16 protein-coding genes are annotated in these 20537 nt (G+C 66.5%); 7 read left to right on the plus strand and 9 right to left on the minus strand.

From position 1 onward, the window contains the following. Positions 1–651 (minus strand): TetR/AcrR family transcriptional regulator, encoded by a 651-nt coding sequence (locus tag ACGFR7_RS35135; RefSeq protein ID WP_393327440.1) that lies wholly within the window; start codon positions 649–651, stop codon positions 1–3. 90 nt (positions 652–741) lie between these two features. Between ACGFR7_RS35135 and ACGFR7_RS35140 the strand changes: the two genes are divergently transcribed. From ACGFR7_RS35140 to rfbB, 6 genes are all read left to right on the plus strand, one after another. Then, positions 742–2382 carry an MFS transporter gene (locus ACGFR7_RS35140; RefSeq protein ID WP_393327442.1) on the plus strand — a complete coding sequence of 547 codons (1641 nt, stop codon included), beginning with the start codon at positions 742–744 and terminating at the stop codon, positions 2380–2382. A 199-nt stretch (positions 2383–2581) separates the two neighbouring features. Further along, a complete protein-coding gene (locus ACGFR7_RS35145; protein WP_393327445.1) occupies positions 2582–4009 on the plus strand; it encodes an NDP-hexose 2,3-dehydratase family protein in 1428 nt (475 codons plus the stop codon). A gap of 10 nt (positions 4010–4019) precedes the next feature. Next, entirely contained in the window at positions 4020–5006 is a 987-nt protein-coding gene (locus tag ACGFR7_RS35150; protein WP_393327447.1) for a Gfo/Idh/MocA family protein, read from the plus strand. 46 nt (positions 5007–5052) lie between these two features. Further along, positions 5053–6270, plus strand: coding sequence for a nucleotide disphospho-sugar-binding domain-containing protein (locus ACGFR7_RS35155; protein WP_393327450.1), 1218 nt, complete (start codon positions 5053–5055; stop codon positions 6268–6270). A 9-nt stretch (positions 6271–6279) separates the two neighbouring features. Then, a complete protein-coding gene (locus ACGFR7_RS35160; protein WP_393327453.1) occupies positions 6280–7347 on the plus strand; it encodes a glucose-1-phosphate thymidylyltransferase in 1068 nt (355 codons plus the stop codon). Beyond that, complete coding sequence (gene rfbB, locus ACGFR7_RS35165; protein WP_393327456.1) at positions 7344–8333, plus strand: dTDP-glucose 4,6-dehydratase; 990 nt, start codon at positions 7344–7346, stop codon at positions 8331–8333. Before ACGFR7_RS35160 ends, rfbB begins: the two co-directional genes overlap by 4 nt. A gap of 114 nt (positions 8334–8447) precedes the next feature. Here the strand turns inward: rfbB and ACGFR7_RS35170 are convergent, their stop codons facing one another. From ACGFR7_RS35170 to ACGFR7_RS35180, 3 genes are all read right to left on the minus strand, one after another. After that, entirely contained in the window at positions 8448–9671 is a 1224-nt protein-coding gene (locus ACGFR7_RS35170; protein WP_393327458.1) for a nucleotide disphospho-sugar-binding domain-containing protein, read from the minus strand. A 21-nt stretch (positions 9672–9692) separates the two neighbouring features. Further along, entirely contained in the window at positions 9693–10748 is a 1056-nt protein-coding gene (locus tag ACGFR7_RS35175; RefSeq protein WP_393327461.1) for a ketoacyl-ACP synthase III family protein, read from the minus strand. Positions 10749–10824: 76 nt separating this feature from the next. Further along, positions 10825–12168 (minus strand): NAD(P)/FAD-dependent oxidoreductase, encoded by a 1344-nt coding sequence (locus ACGFR7_RS35180; protein ID WP_393327463.1) that lies wholly within the window; start codon positions 12166–12168, stop codon positions 10825–10827. Positions 12169–12431: 263 nt separating this feature from the next. On the opposite strand from ACGFR7_RS35180, the gene ACGFR7_RS35185 reads away from it, so the two are divergent. Beyond that, a complete protein-coding gene (locus ACGFR7_RS35185) occupies positions 12432–13760 on the plus strand; it encodes a cation:proton antiporter (RefSeq protein ID WP_393327464.1) in 1329 nt (442 codons plus the stop codon). Positions 13761–13798: 38 nt separating this feature from the next. Here the strand turns inward: ACGFR7_RS35185 and ACGFR7_RS35190 are convergent, their stop codons facing one another. The 5 genes from ACGFR7_RS35190 to ACGFR7_RS35210 all read right to left on the minus strand — a co-directional run bounded on the left by ACGFR7_RS35190 (position 13799) and on the right by ACGFR7_RS35210 (position 20415). Further along, positions 13799–14461, minus strand: coding sequence for a response regulator (locus tag ACGFR7_RS35190; RefSeq protein WP_393327465.1), 663 nt, complete (start codon positions 14459–14461; stop codon positions 13799–13801). 1 nt (position 14462) lies between these two features. Next, a complete protein-coding gene (locus tag ACGFR7_RS35195) occupies positions 14463–15743 on the minus strand; it encodes a sensor histidine kinase (RefSeq protein WP_393327468.1) in 1281 nt (426 codons plus the stop codon). Between the two features lie 332 nt (positions 15744–16075). Beyond that, positions 16076–19021 carry an AAA family ATPase gene (locus tag ACGFR7_RS35200; RefSeq protein ID WP_393327470.1) on the minus strand — a complete coding sequence of 982 codons (2946 nt, stop codon included), beginning with the start codon at positions 19019–19021 and terminating at the stop codon, positions 16076–16078. 180 nt (positions 19022–19201) lie between these two features. Beyond that, positions 19202–19501, minus strand: coding sequence for a hypothetical protein (locus ACGFR7_RS35205; protein ID WP_393327471.1), 300 nt, complete (start codon positions 19499–19501; stop codon positions 19202–19204). 89 nt (positions 19502–19590) lie between these two features. Then, the gene (locus ACGFR7_RS35210; protein WP_393327473.1) at positions 19591–20415 is read right to left on the minus strand and encodes a hypothetical protein; all 825 of its coding nucleotides are present in this window, start codon (positions 20413–20415) and stop codon (positions 19591–19593) included. Between the last annotated feature and the right edge of the window lie 122 nt (positions 20416–20537).

Genomic DNA, 20537 nt, shown 5'->3' on the forward strand with positions numbered 1-20537 from the left:
TCAGCCAGTGCCGTAGCCCGTGAGGCCCGCTTCCAGTGCCGCGAAGGCCTTCTCGGTATTGATCACGGCGTGGGGGCGGATCGACTCGGGGGTCTCGCCCGCGAGGAGCCGGCGCCAGTTCTCCGAGACGATCGCACGGGTGACCGCCATGATCGCGGCAGCCACCACATGGGGGGTCAGATCGCCGGGCTCCGCGGCGGTCTCGGCCGCGAGAGTGGCGGCGAGCTTTGTCTCCTTCTCGCGGTCCAGGTACATGACCCGCGCCGCCAGACTCGAACTGCCGTGGATGACTCGGATGAAGTCCAGGCCGGCCGTGCTCAGCCCGACTTGCGGGTCGTACTGGTCGATTTCCTCCAAAAGCCTTCGGCGTAGCGCGGCCACGGCCGACTCGCCGGGAGCCCGCTCGCGCACCGCCTTGCCGGGGTCCTCCGACTGTTCCGACAGGGGCGTCATGACCAGGTCTTCTTTGGTGGGGAAGTAGTTGAAGACCGTCACTTTGGAGACGTTGGAGGCCTCCGCGATCTGGGCCACCGACACATTGTCGAAGCCCTTGGCCACGAAGAGGTCCATCGCCGTCTGGAAGATCTTGAACCGAGTCTCCAGCTTCTTCCGCTCCCGCAACCCAAGCGCGGGCTCCGAACTCTCGGTCATGTCACCATCCCATCTCGATCGTTCCGAAAGTGTACCCTGACATAATTTTGAACTTGCTATAAATCTTAACCTGGGTATAGCGTTTCTTCCATGACGCTGACGCAGATGAGACTGGCGACGATCGGCGCGATCATCTCCATGGTCCTGGGGATTGTCGATCACAACGTGGTGGCGACGGCCGTGTGGCCGATCGCCCAGAGCCTGGATCCGGTGCATGGCCTGGAGCGACTTCCATGGGTGATTACGGCCTATGGCCTGGCTGCGACGGTCACCCAGCCGCTCTACGGCAAACTGTGCGATCTGTACGGCCCTAAGCGGATCTACCTCTTCTCCCTGGTCGCGTTCCTCACGGGCTCCGCGCTATGCGGACTGTCGCAGGACATGGGTCAGTTGATCGCCTTCCGTGCGATCCAGGGCATCGGCGGCGGAGGCCTCATGGGCGTGACTCTCATTATCGCCCTGAGCATCTGGCCGCCGAAGGAGGCGAAGGAGGGCAAGGGCTCCGGTGGCGCCGGAGCCGGCATGGGCGGCGTGATGGCCGGTGTCGGCATTGTGGTCGGCCCGCTGGTCGGCGGGCTCATCGCGGACCACTACTCGTGGCGCTGGATCTTCTACATCAATGTGCCGCTGGGGCTTATCTCCTTGCTGCTGGTTGGCACGTGTCTGCACCTGCCGGAACGCACCAGCTCCGACCGGCTCGACTTCCTCGGCGCGGGCCTGATCGCCGGCGCCGCCGGCGCTCTGCTCCTGGTCACTGACTGGGGAGGCCGGGAGTACGCCTGGGGCTCGCCGCCGATCATCCTGCTCATCCTGGCCGGCGTCGTGCTGCTCGTGGCATTCCTGCTGAGGCAGGGCCTGGTGCCCCGGGGGATCTGGAAGAAGTTCACCGCGCCTGAGCCGATCTTCCCGCTCACCCTGTTCAGCAACAAGGTGTTCCGGGTGGCGAGTCCGCAGGAGTTCTTCGCAGGCATGCTGACCATTGGCGCGGTCGTCTACGTGTCGCTGTACCTCCAGTCGGCGAAGGGCGTGGCCGCGGCCGATGCGGGCCTACACCTGCTGCCGATGGCCATCGGTATGACCATTTCCGCGGTGGTGGCGGGCAAGCTGGTCGCGAAGGCGGGCCGCTTCCGGATGGTCATGATCAGCGGCATGAGCACCATGACTCTGGCCATGGGGCTGCTGGCCATGCTGCGGGCGGACACCTCCACCTGGATGGTGAACCTGGATCTCTTCCTGCTGGGGGCAGGCCTGGGGCAGGTGCTGGGACTTGCGCTGATGGCGGTCCAGATCACAGCACCCCCGGAGCAGCTCGGCGTTGCCATCACTTCGGTCCGCTTCAGCCAGACCCTGGGCGGAGCCATCGGCAGTGCGGTCTTCGGGGCGATCCTCGCCCGTTCGTATGCCTCGAACCTGCCCGACTCGCTCAAGGGCGGCAACGCCGAAGCCAGCGCGGCCCAGATCGAGTCGTTGCCGCCGGCGAACCGGCCCAAGGTGATCGACGCACTCGTCTCCGCCACTGATGACGTGTTCATCGCCGGAACGGGCATCGCCGTCATCACACTGCTCATCGTCGTCTTCTTCCTCCCCGAGCCCTCGAGAGGGCTGTCCGAAGGGCCTCCTCCGGACGGGGAGCCGGCCGGAGAGGGGTCGCCCCCCGGTCAGGGGCCGGCGGCCATGGAGTCCGCGGTGCCCGCGCAAGAGGTGCCGGCGCCGCCCAAGAGCGCAACATGACCGAATAGCCGCCCGAGGGCCTCTCGGGCAGAGCGGAACGCACGGGTCAGGGCGGGATGCCCCCGAGTACGGGGGTATCCCGCCTTTCCGCTTTTCCGGATCCGCAAATGAAACGGTCCGGTCGCGGCTTTGTCTCTACGTTGCCGACGCTTCAGAGCATGCTGTTTTTCTGGCGGCCCAGAGAACCCAGGAGGGTCCCTTGGCCGAGATACTCGCGGCACTGCACAAAGGTTCTGCAGCAGCCGCATCTCCATTCGCCCTGTCACTGATCGCCGGGGATCGGGCAAGATCGCCCATCTCCGCCTTCCATCGATGGTGGTCGGAGCGCTGCCAGGTCAAACAATTCTCCGTCACACAGGTCCCTTTCGGTGACCTTGCCGGTTGGCATTTCGAGCGGGAGAGCGGAAACCTTGCACACGACAGTGGAGGTTTCTTCTCGGTCGAAGGCATCAACTACCGCTCCGGCAGCGCGGGAGGACGTTCCCAGCCGATCATCCATCAGCCCGAAATAGGGATACTCGGCATCCTGGTAAAGGAGTTCGACGGGGTCCTGCACTGCCTGATGCAGGCAAAGATGGAGCCGGGCAACGTCAATACGCTCCAGCTCTCCCCGACGGTCCAGGCGACGCGCAGCAACTACACGCAGGTGCACCAGGGGAGCCGGACCCGGTACGTGGAGTACTTCCGCACCCCCACCCCGGGCCGGGTGCTCGTCGATGTGCTCCAGTCGGAACAGGGCGTGTGGTTCTGGCACAAGCGCAACCGCAACATGGTGGTCCAGGTCACCGAGGACGTCGCCGAGCACGAGCACTTCTACTGGCTGACGCTCCAGCAGATATACGAGCTGATGAGGATCGACAACCTCATCAACATGGATGCCCGCACGGTGCTGGCCTGCATGGCCATGGCTCCGCCCGAGGCGCAGCCCCGAGATCCGGCCGACCCCTTTGCCGCGGCGCTCGGGCACTCGTACCGGCCGGACGCGGCGGCCCTGCACACGCAGACCGAGATCCTCAGCTGGTTCACCGAGTGCAAGACACGCTGCGACTGGAGCGCCCGGCGGCTGCCGCTGGCCGAGGTGCCGGGATGGTCGCTGACCCCCGATGAGCTGGTGGACGACGACGCATCGCGCTTCCGGGTCATCGGTGTGCGGGTGCGGGCAGGTAACCGGGAGGTCACCCAGTGGTCACAGCCCCTGCTGGCGCCCCGGGGGCACGGCCTCGCCGCGTTCCTCACAAAGCGGATCGACGGTGTCCTGCACATGCTGGTCCAGGCGAGGTACGAACCCGGTCTGCTCGATCGGGTCGAGATTGCCCCGACCGTACAACTGCCGGTGGTCGAGGGAGCTGGCCCGGAGGACGGCGGTCCGGTGCCCTTCGCGGACGTCCTCGCGGCCGCAGACCGGAGCCGACTGCGCTACGACACGCTGATGTCGGAGGAGGGAGGCCGCTTCCACCACGCCCAGACGCGCTATCAGGTGATCGAGGCAGACGCCGACTTCCCGGAGGAAGTACCCGATGGCTACTGCTGGGTGACTATCCATCAGCTCATGCGATTGGTGAAGCACAGTCACTATCTCAACATCGAGGCACGCAGTCTTCTCGCCTGCGTGCACAGCCTGTGGTGAGGGAGCACGCATGAACGCGATCAGCCCGCCGCTGCAGGTCGGCGTGATGGGATGCGGCGACATCGCATGGCGGAACATCCTGCCCGCCATGGAACGGGCCGGTGTCGAAATCGTGGCGGCCGCCAGCCGAGACCCGGAGAAGGCGAGGCGGTTCGGCCAGCGGTTCGGCTGCGAGCCCCTCCAGGGATACGAGGCATTGCTGGAACAGCCCGGGATCGACGCGGTGTACATCGCGCTGCCCACCGGGCTCCACTTCACCTGGGCGAAACGGGCCCTGGAGGCCGGCCGCCACGTGCTCGCCGAGAAGCCGCTCGCCACCAGCCTGGCCCAGACCGAGGTGCTGGTGGCGACAGCCCGCGCGCACGGACGCTGGCTGGCGGACAATTTCGGGTTCGTGCACCACTCCCAGCACACGGCCGTACGGAAGATGATCGCCGAAGGCCTGATCGGGGAGCCCCGCTCGTTCTCCGCCGCGTTCGGCATCCCGCCGTTGCCGGCGGAAGACATCCGCTACCGGCCGGAACTCGGTGGGGGAGCCCTTCTCGATCTGGGTGTGTACACCGCGCGGTCGGCCCGGCTGATGCTCGGATCCGAGTTCTCGGTCCTCGGGTCGGTTCTTCGGATGGACCGGCACCGGGACATCGACCTGGACGGCAGCGCGCTGCTGTGTTCCACGGACGGAGTGCCGGCGGATCTCGGTTTCAGCTTCCGGACCAGCTACCGGTCCGGATACGCGGTGTGGGGGAGCGAGGGCCGGATCACCCTGAACCGTGCCTTCACCCCGCCGCCAACCCTGCGGCCGGTGATTCGCCTCGAAAGGCAGGACAGGACCGAGGAGATCACTCTGCCGGCCGACGACCAGTTCGCCAACCTCGTCCGGGACTTCGCCCGGTGCGCGCTCGGCGGAGCGGACTTTGAGCCGCAGGGGAAGGCCCTGCTGAACCAGGCGGCGCTGGTGGACGAGATCCGCGACGTCGCACGACGAGTGACCGTCTGAGGAACCGCCCCGAACCAAGGGACAACCCCCGAAAGAGGAGGAATGCATGCGAGTTCTGTTCACGCCGATGGCCTGGGCGACCCACTACCACCAAATGGTGGGCCTCGTGTGGGCGTTCAGGGCAGCCGGCCACGAGGTGCGGGTCGCCGTACCGCCGTCCGTCGTCGACGCGGTGACCGGCACTGGGGTCATGGCGGTCGAGGTGGGGGGCGACTACGACCTTATGGCGGGTGTCGCCGATCTGGTGAAGACGAGGAAGGGGGTGGACCAGCAGCCCAACATGATCGGGCGTGGGGAATTCCACGCCGATGTGCGGCGCAAGCTCCTGGAACTCAGAATGGTGCCGCACATCAAGGCGGCCGAGGACGTGGCCGAGGACCTGGTGGCGTTCGCCCGCGTCTGGCGGCCGGACCTGGTGATCACCGACCCACTGGTCTACGCGGCCCCCCTGGCCGCGGCGGCCGTGAACGCCCCCGTCGTCCGCCATTTGTGGGGGCCCGACATGTCGCGGAACGTCGGCCTGCCCGGTACCGGCGTCAGGGAGGAGGACGACCCACGGGCCGCCTGGCCGGCGGAGATGGTCGAACTCTACGAGAAGTACGGGGCGAAGCCACAGGCCGACGTCGCCGCGCGCACGATCGACACCTGTCCCGAAAGCCTCCAGATCGCCGGAGTGCCGAACCGGGTGGCGATGCGCTATTCGTCCTACAACGGTGCCACCGTCGCGCCGTCCTGGCTGCTCGAACCCACCGACCGACCCCGTGTCTGCGTCACATGGGGCTCGGCGGCCACCACCCTCCTGGGTTCCGAGTCGTTCATGGTGCCCAGGATCCTGGAGGCGCTGACCGATTTGGACGTGGACATCGTCGTCGCCATCAGGCAGGCGGACCGGGAGCGCCTGGATGCGATCCCCGACCGGGCACGCGTCGTGGAAGGGCTGCCGCTCGAACTGATCATGCCGACCTGCGATGCCATCGTGCACCAGTCCGGAGCCGGGACCGCACTCACGGCAGCGCTCTACGGCGTACCTCAGCTGACCCTTCCCCAGGTCGGCGATCAGGGGCTGGTCAGCGACCAGTTGTCCCTCGTCGGCGCCGGTCTCGGGCTCAAGGCTGACGAGGCCGACACCAGCGCCATCAAAGCCGTCGCGTCGAAGATCCTCTCCACCGGCGCGTACCGCACGGCAGCCCGCCGCCTGCGGGAGGAAATGATTGCCCAGCCGGCACCGTCCGAGATCGTCAAAACCCTCGAAGAACTGGTCTGAGAGATCATTGTGAAAGCTCTCGTACTCTCGGGCGGCAGTGGCACCAGGCTGCGCCCATTCAGTCACAGCATGCCCAAACAACTGTTCCCGGTCGCCGGTAGACCCGTACTCGTCCATGCGCTCGAAGCGATTCGAGAAGCCGGAGTCACCGAGGTCGGAATCATAGTCAGCGGCACCGGGGTCGCGGTCCGGGCGGCGATCGGCGACGGCTCGCAATTCGGAATGTCCGTCACCTACCTGCCCCAGGAGGAACCGCGAGGACTCGCCCATTGCGTGATGATCGCCAGGGAATTCCTTGCCGACGACGACTTCGTCATGTATCTCGGAGACAACATATTCGACGGCGGGATCACCGAGACGGTCGAGACTTTCAGGGCGCGACGCCCCGCCGCTCAACTGGTGGTGACCAAGGTCGAAAACCCCTCGCAGTACGGAATCGCGGAACTCGACGCCGAGGGACGGGTGACGAGGCTCGTGGAGAAACCCGACGACCCGAGGAGCGATCTCGCGGTGACCGGGGTCTACTGCTTCACACCGGACATCCACGAGGCCGTGCTCAAGATCAGTCCGAGCCGACGGAACGAATGGGAGATCACGGACGCCATCCAGTGGCTCGTGGCACAGGAACTACCGGTCCAGGCCCAGCTCTTCTCGGGCTACTGGGCGGACACGGGCACGCTGGCCGACCTGCTGGAGTGCAACAGGGTGCTGCTGGGCGGGATCACCCCCGCAGTCGACGGGACGGTGGACGGGCACAGCCGGATCTCCGGTCCCGTCATCGTCGAAGCCGGCGCGATCATCGAGCGGTCGACGATCACGGGCCCCTCGATCATCGGTGCCGGCAGCACGATCGTGAACAGCCACGTGGGACCGTTCACCTCGCTCGGCCGGGAGTGCCGGCTGACCGAGGCGGGCATCGAGCACTCCATCGTCCTGGACCGGGCCTCGGTGGACAGCGTGCGATCGCTCCAGGGCTCCATCATCGGAAAGTCCGGGGATGTCCGGCGCATGCGCGACGGATCTGCGAGCCACCGCCTGCTGGTCGGGGATCACAGTCGGATCGAGGTACCCGCATGAGGATCTTCGTCACCGGCGCAGCCGGATTCATCGGTTCCCACTACGTGCGCGGCCTGCTCGACGGTGAGCACGCGGATGTGCCGGACGCCCACGTCACCGTCCTCGACAAGGTGACGTACGCGGGCAACCTGAACAACCTGCCGATCGGCCACCCCCGACTCACGTTCGTACGCGGCGACGTCTGCGACGACGAGCTGCTGAACGAGGTGCTCCCCGGGCACGACGCGGTCGTGCACTTCGCGGCCGAGTCGCACGTAGACCGCTCGCTGATGAGCGGAGCCCCGTTCGTGACGACGAACGTGCTCGGCACCCAGACCGTTCTCGAGGCATGCCGGCGAACGGGCGTCCGCCGGATCGTGCACGTCTCCACCGACGAGGTCTACGGCTCCATCGCCGAGGGCTCGTGGACCGAGCGCTCGCTGCTGGAGCCCAACTCTCCGTACGCGGCTTCCAAGGCGGCCAGCGACATGCTCGCGCGGGCGTACTGGCGCAGCCATGGCCTGGAGATCTCCATCACCCGCTGCTCGAACAACTACGGGCCCTACCAGTTCGTCGAGAAGGTCATTCCGCTCTTCATCACGAACCTCATCGACGGACACGATGTGCCGCTGTACGGCGATGGCCACCAGGTGCGCGACTGGCTGCACGTGTCTGACCACTGCCGCGCGATCCACCAGGTGCTGATGAACGGCCGCGCGGGAGAGATCTACAACATCAGCGGCGGAGTGGAGCTGAGCAACCGTGAGCTGACCGGCCGGCTGCTCGAACTGTGCGGGGTCGGCTGGGACCGGGTACGCCAGGTACCGGACCGCAAGGCGCACGACGAGCGTTACTCGGTCGACACGATCAAGATCCGCGACGAGCTGGGCTTCGCTCCTCAGGTCGCTTTCGAGGACGGGATCGCCCAGGTCGTCGCCTGGTACCGGGACAACCGCGCCTGGTGGGAACCCCTGCGGCGGGGTGCGGACCTGGCCGCGGAGCGGTAGGAGGGCGACAGCAGGAGCAGGAGCAGGAGCAGGAGCGGGGTGCGGGCCGCAGGCTGATGCCGAGGGCCCCGCACCCCGCCTTTTTCCGGTCGGGCCTGTCCGTGCCCGGTCTGGTCAGCCGACCAGCCGCTCCACTGACCTGGCGACCTCGGCCGGTGTCGGCTGGGCGGCGATCTCCGCCTGGAGCTGCCGGGCAGCCAGCGCGACATCGTCGTCCGACAGGACGCGTGTGACCGCCGAGGCGATGGCGTCGGCCCCGGTCGAGGCCGCGTTGAGCGCGATTCCCGCACCCACGCCCGCCACCTGCGCCGCGGTGACCAGCTGGTCTTGGATCCCCGCCACCAGCACTTGGGGCAGGCCCAGCGAGGCAGCCGTGAGCATGGTGCCCGTACCGCCCTGATGCACGATGGCATCGCAGTGCGGCAGCAGCAGATGCAGTGGCAGCTGGTCCACGACACGTACGTTCGCCGGAATGTCGCCCAGCAGCGCGCGGTCGGAAGCCTTGACCGTGACGGCGACCTCCACGTCCAGATTCGCCAGGCTCTTCAGGATCGCAGGGACAAGGAAACCCTCGGGGCCGGTCAGCTCGGTGGTTGTGGTTCCCCAGGTCACACAGATCCTGCGCCGCCCGACGGGCTCCGCCAGCCAGTCCGGTATGTCACCCGGGCCGTTGTACGGGACGAAGCGGATCGGCATCCGCGCAGGTATGCCGGCGAACTGGAGGCTGCCCGGACACGGGTCGACCGCGGCCGAGGCGTACTCTTCCCGCACTTCCACCCTGGACCGTTCGAAGAGCGTGCGCAGGTCGTCGGCCCACAGTTCGGGCCGGGCGCTGTTCCCGGGGAATAGGCCGAGCATTCGCTCGACTGTGGGGCCGGTCAGGTGGTGAATGAGCGGCACCTTCGCGATTTCGGCCACCAGGGGAGCGACCATCGCGAACGGGTTTGCGATGACCACGTCCGGGCGCCAGGCCCGGACCATCGGCACGAGGTCGGAAGCCATCGCCGTAGCAGTCTTGACGAACGGCGCGAACTTGGCTTCCAGAATCGGCTTCAGCACCTCGGCGGGGAGGTCGGGCGGGCCGACCGGGAACGAGCCGACGGGCGGATTCTCCCGGTTGTGCCGGGCCAACTCGTTGGTGACCTGCTGGAATTCCGGCAGGTAGTCGTAGTCCCGCCCCACGGCGGCGACCGTGAGTCCCGATGCCTTGACCGCGTTGACCACATGCGGCTGAGCGGCGACCCTGACCTCGTGCCCGGCGGACCGCAGCGCCCAGGCCAGCGTCACCATCGGCATATAGTGCGTCGGCTGGGACCACGGTATGAAGAGAACTCTCATGGTGTGTCCCTCAGTTGGGGGTCAACGGGACACTGTCGCGTCCGGCGCGACGGGGGCGGTTACGGTCAGCAGCACGCTGGACACGTTGTATCCCTGGGTGCCGCCTACCAGAAGGACCCGGTCTCCGACGGCCAGTTCCCCGGTGTGGAAGAGGTGGTCGAGCGACAGGATCTGGTCACTGGCGCCGATGTGGCCGATTGTGCGCCCGTAGTCCCAGGTCGAGAGCTCCATGGGCAGGCCCAGCGGCTGCATTACATCCGCCTCGATCAGGGCCGCCCCGGCGTTGGTGAAGAGGACCCGCTTCAGGTCCTCGGGTCCGATGCCGTGCTCATCGAGCGAGAGGCGCGCCACATCGGCGTACATGGTGGAGAACATCCGGTGCAGGTCGAACGAGTCGAAGCCGGGCTCCATGGCGTACTCCCGGGCCCGGGCCGGGACATCGACCTTCTGATGGGCGAGGGCGGCTTGGTCGGACAGGTCGAGCGAGCCCCGGTGGAGGCCCTCCAGATCCGGATGGGTCACGGAGTTGATCGCGTCGATCCGCGCGATGCCCGGAGCCCTGCCGACCAGCACCGCGGACGCGCCGTCCCCGAGCGCCATCCCGAAACCGGCGCTGCGCCACCGCTCGTAGTACGGGGGCTCGGCCTTGAGCGCCGAGGTCACCAGCGCGGTCGAGCGGGCGGCCGCCAGCGACAGCCAGCCGGCCGCCAGCTCCAGGCCGGCGAGCGTGGCGTTGCACCCCTGGCTGACCGTGTGCGCCGCGGTCGGCCCGCACTTCAGCTCGCGGAGGATATAGCCGGAGGGTGCCCATGCCTCCGGAACCTCCCGGGCCATTGGGGCGTGCACGAGGAGATCGAGCGCCGCAGGGTCGAGGTTGGCCCGCTGCAGTGCCTGCCGACCCGCATCGACGGCCATGTCCACCGTCGAACTCCGGCCGGCGACCGGCACTCCGACCAGGTCGCTCTCGAAGAACTCGTCCCGGGTGCAGAGCCCCTGTTCAATGGCTTCTTCGAGGGTCACCCGGTCGGGCGGCAGATGCACACCAAGCGCCTGGACGTGGATGTCGTGCGTCTTCATGCCTGCTGCCTCCATACATAGCTGCGGCCCGAACACGGCGCTGGGGCCGTATGTTCTCCATGGTGATGAACGGTGATCAGAACGTGGGCGTGTTCAGGGCGCGGATCGTCCCGAGGTAGGGGTGCCACAGGTGCTCGGGGTCGTTTTCGACCGCGGTGACAATCTCTCGCATGGCCTGGAGCGCCTTGGGCTCCTCGTCGTCATAGAAGTCGCCCTGAAGCATCTTGAGGACGTCGATGCGGTACCGGGGGTCCTGCACGAACGCGGTGAACAGCACGTTGAGCCGGTAGTAGATGGAGATGAACTCGCACCAGTTCGTCACGGCCCGGCGCAGCTTCGACTCGAACGGTGCGAAGCGTTCCCGGGAGAAGTCGCCGGCCTCGTGGGCGGCGATGATGTCCTTGGCGGCCAAGCGAGCGCTGTTCAGGGCGACGCTCACGCCGCTGGAGAAGATCGGGTCCACGAAGCGGGCGGCATCGCCGATCAGCACGAAGCGGTCACCGCAGATCTGCTTCATGGAGTAGCTGTAGTCGCCCTCCGTCTTGAAGGGCTTGACGCGCTCCGACTGCTTGAGCGCGTCGAAGAGTTCGGGACGGCTCGCCACGAAGTCCCAGAAGTGCTGCTCACGGTCCTTGCCCGACGCTGCGATCCGGCTCTTCTGGGTTACCACGCCGACGCTGGTGATGGTGTCGGTGATGGGGATCTGCCACACCCAGGTGTCCTCGATCGGCAGGAAGTGTACGTAGATGTAGTCGGTCTTCTCAGCCGCCACGGAGAGCGCGCTGCGGTCGAGCCCCTCGAACCAGCTGTGAATCGCGTACTGGTTGAAGACGGGGTCCGGCACCTTGAACTTGAGCTGCCGCCCCAGCGTGGTCTGGCGGCCGGATGCATCGACGACCATACGAGCGGTGAAGTCCACGGTGCGCGGACCGAACCGGCAGTTCAGGGTCACGATGTCGGGGTCCGAGTCGAAGTCGACCTTGAGCACGCGGGCACCGGAGAACACGTTGGCCCCGAGCGTCTCCGCGTGCTTCAACAGGATGAGGTCGAACTTGCTGCGATCCACGTGGTACGTGTAGTCACGTTCGACACCGGGCTGGTCACGCTCGACGAACATGACCTCGGCGGACCAGTCGTGATCCAGCCCGGCGAAACCGTTGTGCGGGACATTGCGGGACTCGGCGGATGTCCAGGCCGCGCCGTACTTCTTGGCGAAACCGGCCGCGTCTATCTGGTCCATCACCCCGATCTCGGTCAGTACTGGTGTCGTGGCGGGGACCAGTGACTCACCGACGTGCGGGCGGGGGAACATCTCACTCTCGAACACTCCTACGGTCAGCCCCGCGGCGGCAAGGTACGAGGCCATGGTGGACCCGCCCGGTCCGCCGCCGATTATTGCGACATCGAAGTCAGGCTGCATGTGAAGCTCCAGAAGGCTGCTGCGACTACCGCACTCGTGCGCGGTGGCGACGACTGTGCCCCGGGGCCCTTAAGACCCACTAATACGGAGCCAAAACATGTGGGGCAACAGCAGCCGGAAGAGAAGGATGTCAGGGGCAGCCAGTCGGATTAGGGGTATCCAGGAGGCCTCGGTGTTCATAGGGTCCGGGCATCAATTCCCTTGGCGAACGCGAATGACGCGGAAATCGGGGAACTGTCCCCTTCTGCGACCCTGGAGATTCCGTGACGTTCGCGGTCAGCCCAGCCGCACCGATAGGTGCGCACGAGTTGTTGGTGTTCCTGCTCCAGGTCGGGCTCTTGCTCCTGACGGCCTTTGTGCTCGGGCGCCTCGCCGTACGGTGCGGGGCGCCGGCCATCGTCGGGGAACTGTTCGCCGGCGTACTCCTCGGCCCGTCGGTGCTCGCCCATGTCGCACCATCGTTCAGCGAATGGCTACTACCCCAAGACCCCGCCCATTTCCATCTGCTCGATGCCGTCGGCCAGATCGGTGTGCTGCTGCTTGTGGGCCTCACCGGAATGCACATGGACCTCGGCCTCATGCGCCGGCGGGGCGGCGCGGCGATACGGATCAGCATCGCCGGAATGGTTGTCCCGCTCGGGCTCGGCGTGGGCGCCGGTTTCCTCCTGCCCGGCTCGCTGGTCCCCGACGGCGCCCCCCGGACCTCGTTCGCGCTCTTCCTCGGTGTCGCGATGGGCATCAGCGCCATTCCGGTCATCGCCAAGACTCTGATGGAGCTGCGCCTCCTGCACCGCAACACCGGTCAGCTCATCCTCTGCGCCGCGATGGCCGACGACATCGTGGGGTGGGTCTTGCTGTCCGTGGTCTCGGCCACGGCGACCACGGGGTTGCAGGGCGCGGACATCGCGGTCTCGATCGGTTCCGTGGTGCTGGTTGTCGCGGTCCTCCTGATCTCCCGCGGCTTCATACGTGCCGGGCTGACGGCCGCGGCCAGGTCGAGAGAAGGCGGACTCACCGTCTCCGTGGTCGTTGTCCTCATCCTGCTGGGCGCCGCGCTGTCGCAGTCGATGAAGCTGGAAGCGGTGTTCGGCGCCTTCCTGGTCGGTATCGTCATCAGCAGTTGCGGGGCACCGGCCGCCCGGATCGCCCCACTCCGCACCACGGTCATGGCCGTCCTGGCACCCCTGTTCTTCGCGACTGCGGGCCTGCGCATGGACCTCACCGCGCTCGCCTACCCGACGGTCCTGCTCGTGGGCCTCGGTGTGCTGTCCATCGCGATCGTCGGGAAGTTCCTGGGGGCCTACCTCGGAGCCCGGTTCAGCCGGCTCGGTCACTGGGAGGCACTCGCGATCGGGTCGGGGCTGAACGCCCGCGGCGTCATCGAGGTCATCATTGCGATGGTCGGTCTCCGGCTAGGTGTCCTCAGCCCCGAGATGTACACCATCATTGTCCTGGTCGCCGTGGTGACCTCGGTGATGGCACCGCCGGTCCTGCGCATGACCATGGCGAAGGTCGAGCAGACGGACGAGGAGTCTGTGCGGGCGAGCCTGCACGAGGTCGACGGGGATCCGGCCCGGGACCGAGCGGCCTGAGCCTGCCGCGAGGACCTCGGAAGAAGCCGCCGGCACGGTCACTCGGCGACCAACCCGGCCTCGTAGCCGAGCAGACCCGCCTGGGTACGGTTGTCGCACTGGAGCTTCACCAGCATCCGCGAGACGTAGCCCTTCACCGTTTGCTCGGTGAGGTGCAGCACCTTGGCTATCTGGGCGTTGGACATGCCCTTGCCGAGGCACGACAGAACCTCGCGTTCCCGTTCGGTCAGCTCGGCCAGCAGGCGCTGCCCGCGATGCTGCGCGGTCTGCCGCACGGCGGCGCTCGCGACGAGCCGGCGGGTGGCGGCCGACGACATCACAGTGTGGCCGTCGGCCGCGACCCGTACGAGATTGATCAGATCTGCCGGGGGAGTCGATTTCAGCAGGAAGCCGGCTGCGCCGGCCTGCAGCGCGCGGAAGACATAGTGGTCCGCGTCGAAGGACGTGAGCGCGACGACCACGGGTGGATTCCTGAGGGTACTGATGCGTTCGATGGCGGTCAGTCCGTCAACGCCTGGCATCCGGAGGTCCATGAGTACGACATCGGGGCTGTGTCGGACGACCGCCTCGACCGCGGCCGCGCCGTCCTGCGCCTCGTCGACGACCTCCAAGCCGTCCGCCGAGCCGAGGATCGTCCGCAGATGCGCGCAGACCATGGGCTCGTCGTCCACGACGACTATCCGGATCGGTCCACCGTTCATCTCAATGGCTCCGGTTCTCGGTGGTTGGCACATACGCGGGCAAGGTGGCACGGACACAGAAACCGCCGTTGTCCTCGGGTCCGACCTCCAGTGTGCCCTGGACCAGTTCGACCCGCTGTGTCAGTCCGGCCAGTCCGGTGCCGGAGCCTGCGGCCGTGAGGAGAGCATCGGCAACCCGGGTCGGCGCGGTGTTGCGGATCGTGAGGTGTATCCCGTCACCTCGGCAGTGCAGTCGCAGCGACACCCGTGCCCCAGGGGCGTGTTTGCGGACATTGGTCAGTGCTTCCTGGACGACGCGGTACACCGTGCGACTGACCACGGGCGAGGCCAGTGACTGGTCGCCTTCTTCGACGAGTTCGACCGGCACACCCACAGACGCCGATTCGCGGATCAGCGACGTGAGGTCTGGATATGCTGGGGCGAGGGGCTTCTCCGGCCTCGGGCCGTATCCGTCGCCCACCGTATCGCGCAGCAACCCGACCACATCACGCAGTTCCTCCAGCGCCTGGCAGCCGGCCGTCCGCAGCTGGTCCGCGGCCTCCCGCGTTGCGCTGTCGGGTGCCGACACCAGCATCGCGCCCGCGTGGACGACCATCAGACTGACCCGGTGACTCACCACGTCGTGCATCTCGGCGGCGAGCCGGGCGCGCTCCTCGACGCGTGCCTGCTCGGCGAACAGATGACGTTCCCGCTCGGCCCGCTCCGCACGCTCCGTCAATCCGCAGTGCTCCCGTCGGCGGGCGGATACGTACATGCCCAGAATGGCACCCCCCAGGATGAAGGCGGTGCTGCGGAACTCCAGCCCGGTCGATGCCGACGGTTGCGTGGACCGTGGCATCGGTACGCTGTCGATGCCGGGGAAGACTTGGCCGCCACGCATTGCCGGGACGGCAAGGAGCACCAGGGTCGCGAGGGCCATCACGGGCGCCCAGGTGCGCGGGGAGGGCTTGGCGTACGCGATGACGCTGTACGCGGCGAAGGGCGCCGCTGGCGGCCACAGCGGGATGGCCCGCGCGTCGCCCCCCGACCTGACGACCGTTCCCGGAGCCGCGATTTCCACGGCCAGCAGGGCCGAAGTCATGCCGATGGTGACCCACATGACGGCCAGCGGCGCCCGCCGGCGGAAGAAGAGCGACAGCACGGGGATCAGCAGGACGGCGAACGTCACTCCGCCGCACGGCTTCAGCAGAGATGACGACCCATTGACGAGGAAGTAACTCAGCCCGAAAGTGCTCAGTGCCGCCAACGCATCGGAAACGACGCCCAGTTGCTGCTTGGGCATGGCACACCTCAGCCAATCGCTATACGGAGGACGGGATTTGACGCTTGGCGCGACTCGCTCTCGGGGCGCCGGGACCCTACGAAAGTCATGGAGCGGAGGGCCGCATGCAACTTTTGTGGGTTCGGGGTACCTACTTTGTGGCCTGTTGGCGGGGCGCGGGCGGCGGTGGAATGGTAGGCAACACATTCAGTAGCTCAGGGATGGGTAGAGGGATGGGTAGGAGGTGACGGAGAGAGCACGTGCGGTGGTGGCGCCGGACAGCCTTCGGCGCACATGGCTGGACCGGAGCCCTGTGAGGCGCCCCGGTCCGCTGGTGGGCCTTGCCGTTCCGGTCAGCCGGCTTCGTTGCCCGAGGCCGTGGAACACCCTTCCAGGCCGCGACCCTGGATGGCACTCTGCAGCTTCGCCGAAAGATCTGTGCGCCGATTCGTCTGGAGCTTGCGGTACACGCTGGTCAGGTGCTGTTCGACGGTACTGGTGGTGATGAAGAGCTTGGCCGCGATCTGCCGGTTCGAATGTCCCTCGGCGGCAAGCACCGCGACCCGTATCTCAGCCTCAGTGAGCTGAGAGTTCCGTTCTGCCCCCCGGGACGACTGATGCGGCACCGTGTGCCTCGCGGTCTCAACCTCTCGCGATGGCGGAGCGCCGGTGGGTTCGGGTCCTACCTCCCTGAGCGTCGTATACGACCCGCGGGCCTGCGCACGGCCCCGGTCCTCGTCACCCCGGGCGCCGTCGCCCAGCCCGAGATCCGCAAAGGCCAGGCCGAGTTCGAACCGGTCGCCGGACTCCTTGAGGGCGTCGACGGCCTCCGTGAGCAGCCTCGCGCGCTCGCCGGAGTCCGAGAGCGACGCGAGCATCCGCAGGGAGATTCCCCTGACCCTGGAATCCGCGGGGCCCAGCCGGGTCAGCTGCTCCGTCAGCAGGTCGCGAGCTCGGTTTGTCCGGCCGAGCACAGACCACGCCTGGGCGGCGCCTGTTCGCCATGGGACGAGGCCGGGTACGTCTATGCGCCACTTGGCCGTCAGGTCACCGCACGTTTGGAAGTCGTAGAGCGCCGTATGCGTGCAGTTCATCGCCAGGTGGTGCGCACCGCGGGCCTGGAGATAGGGCAGCGCCGCTACCGTATCGAACATGGCCTCCGGCACCGGGATGTTCAGGAACGTCGCAGCTTCGTTGTGGTTTCCTAGGGCCGTGGCAGCCAGGACCATGTTGGAGACCGGCGAACCGATGGCCACTCCCCAGCTCTTCGGGGGTACCAGTGTCAGCGCCTCACGAGCCAGCTTCTCGGCCGTCGCCATCCTCCCCTGGCGGATGGCGATGAACGCGCGGATGTTAGAGAACAGCGCCTGCCATAGGGGGGCGCGCCGGTTGATGGCCTCCTTGTACAACAGGTCGCCCCAGTGCCTCGCCCGGTCGAGCTTGTTGTTGTGGACAAGTGTCACCACCGCGCCCATGAGCGTCGCCAGATTGTGATCGTCCAACCGGAAGTCGCGCAGCGTCTGTTCGGCGGAGTACAAGGCGTCATCACCTGTATTCTGCGTCAGCAGTGCGACCTGCGTGAGAATCGCGCTCGGGTGGGCCGCCGCCATGATGTGGGCCACCGGAGATCCGTGCTCGAGCGGGGAGTCGACGGGGCCTGCCTGCCGAGGGCCCAGCAGCCTGGGGTGCGCCCAGCCGAGCAGGGTCCGGATGGGGTTCGGTCCCTTCGCCCCGTTCTGGCCCTGCCGCTCCGCGGCCTCAAGGACTTCAAGTGCCTGGTCGGCTTGTCCGAACCACAGCAAATATCCGACTAGGGCGTTCGTGTTGCGGGAAGCGAGGCAGTTGTTCATCGCTGCCGAGGTGAGTTCCGGTAAGTGCGGCAGGACGTCGTCCGGGTTGCGCCGCCACTTGGCTCGGGCGATCACGGCCTTGATTGCGGCCAGTTCACGTACGTTCGAGGTCGTTCGGCAGGCCAGGCGGAGCCAGGCGACGGCGTATTCGATGTCGTCGTCCGCCAGTGCCTGCTCGCTGGCTTCCCTCAGTACCGGTGCGGTCCACGAGCCTTCGACACGGCCCGTGCTGACGAGGTGCTTGGCGACGATGGTGGCCGAAGCCCCGTGGTCGTGCAGCACACGTGCGGCCTGGCTGTGGAGGTCTGAGTGGTCCGCGCTCCGCAGTACTGCTTCGCGGACGGCGGCGTCCCGGAACTGGCCCGAACTGAGCAGCCCGAGGCCGTGCAGCGAATCGATGACATTCGCGAGGGAGTCGGGATCCGCCTCGACGATGTCCGAGAGTACGGCCGGGGACGCGTGCTGCCCCATCACCGCCATGGCCCTCGCCACGTCCAGTGTCAGGGGGGCGCTTCGATAGAGACAGGCGGAGACGGCCCGGCCGAAGGCCTCGCCGGGAACGATTCCGGCCAGCTCGGCGCTGCCGGCGGCGCGGTAGTCCTCCAGCAGGGCGTGCACCAGCAGTGGATTTCCACCACTCAGTTCGTAACAGACCGGTGTGAGCCGGCGCGCGGTCCGCGCTCCGAGCTTCTCGGCGAGTATGTTCGCCACGCCTTCCTGGGACAGCATGTGCAGCCGAATCTGATGGCCTTGCTGGTAGCGCAGGATTTCCGCGTGGAATCTGGGGTGATGGAGCTGCCGGCTTGCGCACGCGGTAAGGAGGAGCAGCAGACGCGTGGGCCGCAGACTGGCCCGCCGTAGTATATAGAGCAAGACTTCCAACGAAGCCGCATCGGCGAAGTGTACATCGTCGATTCCGATGATGACTGGCTTCTGTTTGCTGATCTCGAACAGGGCCTCCGCCAATCTGGAGACATTCCGAATCTCCAGCCCCCCTGGGGAATTGGTTGCGTTGTTCGGTGAGGGCGGTGTGTTTAGTTCTTCGGGCGAGGGTACAGAGTGTGCCGCAGCCTCTATCAGCCGCCTTGTGGATTCATCGTTCTCAGCAAAGGGTGCCGCGCTGGAGACTAACTGACCTATGACGCCGAGCGGGAGTGAGCTTTCCGTGTGGGATGCCGTGGCTTGCAGAAAGATGGCACCTTGACTTACCGCCTCTCCCGCGAAGCTGTGCAACAGTTCGGTCTTCCCGCTGGCCACATCCCCCGTGATTAATGCTGCCTTACTGTTTCCCTCGTTGCACCTCACGAACAGATCTCGAAGTGCTTTCAGTTCGCTGTCCCGTTCCACCATCGACATTACTAATCCCCCGCATCTCGACAAACGACGACGCGCCAAATATGTCGAGCAGGCTCGTACAGAGACCCTGGACGACTCGAACAAGTCTGCCATACCGGTTCGGTGGCCAGGTGAGGTTTCGGGGGATCAGTCGGCTTTCAACAGCCGGTCCGATGTTGCCGGTTCGAGGCGGTAGTCGGGCATGACGACAGCCCGGCTGCCGCGTCGGGTTTCGTAGCCCAAGGATAGAGGCGCAGGTCGGGAGTGGGGGTGCGGGGAACTGATGAGCCGGGGCTAAATGACCCGAGAGCCGCTGAAGGGGCGGGTGCCGTAGATGCCCATCACGATCTCGCCCGAAATGGCGTCTCGGTCAACAGTCGCTCGACCGCTGAACCTCAGCACCCTGGGCTTCTGTAGCGTCGACTGCCAGGTGAGCTGGTCTCCGTCCACCTTTCCTTCTTCGAGGGGGACCTGGCTCTCCACCATGTCGAGTACTCCGGTGAAGGAGTCCGCCGCCTTCTCGATCGTGAGAACCCAATCAAGATCACCCACGGGAGTCCGGGCCGTGATCTTCCATTTTCCTGCTGCGTTCACGTTTCCTCCTGCCTGATTGCTGCTCTTCGCTCGTAGGTTAACGAGCGAGCATTGTCCACCGCTAAAGTCCCGGTCCGCACAACTACCAGTCAGTAACTATTGAGAAGATCGGTAACGGTGGCCGCCAGTTCCTTCTGGGCCAGCATGGATCCATGATCGACGTCGAAGTGGATCTCCCGGGCGACTGAGATCTCCGCACCGGCGGCCCGCATCGCATTGAGCCCGCTCAGTGGGGTGTTCGAGCTGCAGGCGACAGCGCTGCGCCACTGATCGAGCGGATCAATGTCACCTGCGGCGGCGAGGTAGTTCATGAACGTGCTGAAGACGCCGAAGAGTTCTGCACGCCGCGCCTCGTCGAGTCCGGCACTCGCCAGCGCCGGCTCGCCGAACGCCCACATCAGCTCGATCAGCGCGTCCTTGAGCTTGTCCAGCTCCGAGGTCTCGTCATACGCGCGCCGGCCGATCTCCCGTGCCTCAGCGACGGCCTCGGCGGAGAGCACCGACGACATGAACCCGGTGACCTTGTGGAACTGCCACATCAGCGTCTGCGTGGTCGACAGTTCCGGATCGAACAGGAGCAGGAGCGGTTTGTCGTCCTGCCAGGTCCCGATGCGCTCGGCAAGCGCGGCAGCGTAGACGGATCCTGCACAGAATCCCAGCAGGGCCCGCACCTTCGGCCGCTCCGACTCGATCTTCCGTGCCCAGTGGTCGATGTAGCCGGCGCCCGACGCGGCAGACTCGGTCCCGCCGGCCGGCGGGATGGTCTCCCAGACGGCGAAGTCGGTCCTCAGATTGGCCACCAAGTCGGAAAAGCGTGCCTCAGGGCGTCCGGTCGAATCGAAATCAACCGTGAGCACGGTCGAATCGGTGTTCCGGCCATCCGCCAAGACCTTCCAGGCATCTGATTCAGTCATCGCCATTCCTTGATTGAAGACAGCTGTGGCTGACGGTGATCGTAGGGCCCGATCGATATCTGTAGGCCCCCCTAGCACCCCCTAAAAGACCCTTAGTTGTGGCCGGAGCCCGTGCGGGGAGC

The sequence above is a fragment of the Streptomyces sp. NPDC048516 genome (assembly GCF_043199875.1).
Lineage (GTDB): Bacteria > Actinomycetota > Actinomycetes > Streptomycetales > Streptomycetaceae > Streptomyces.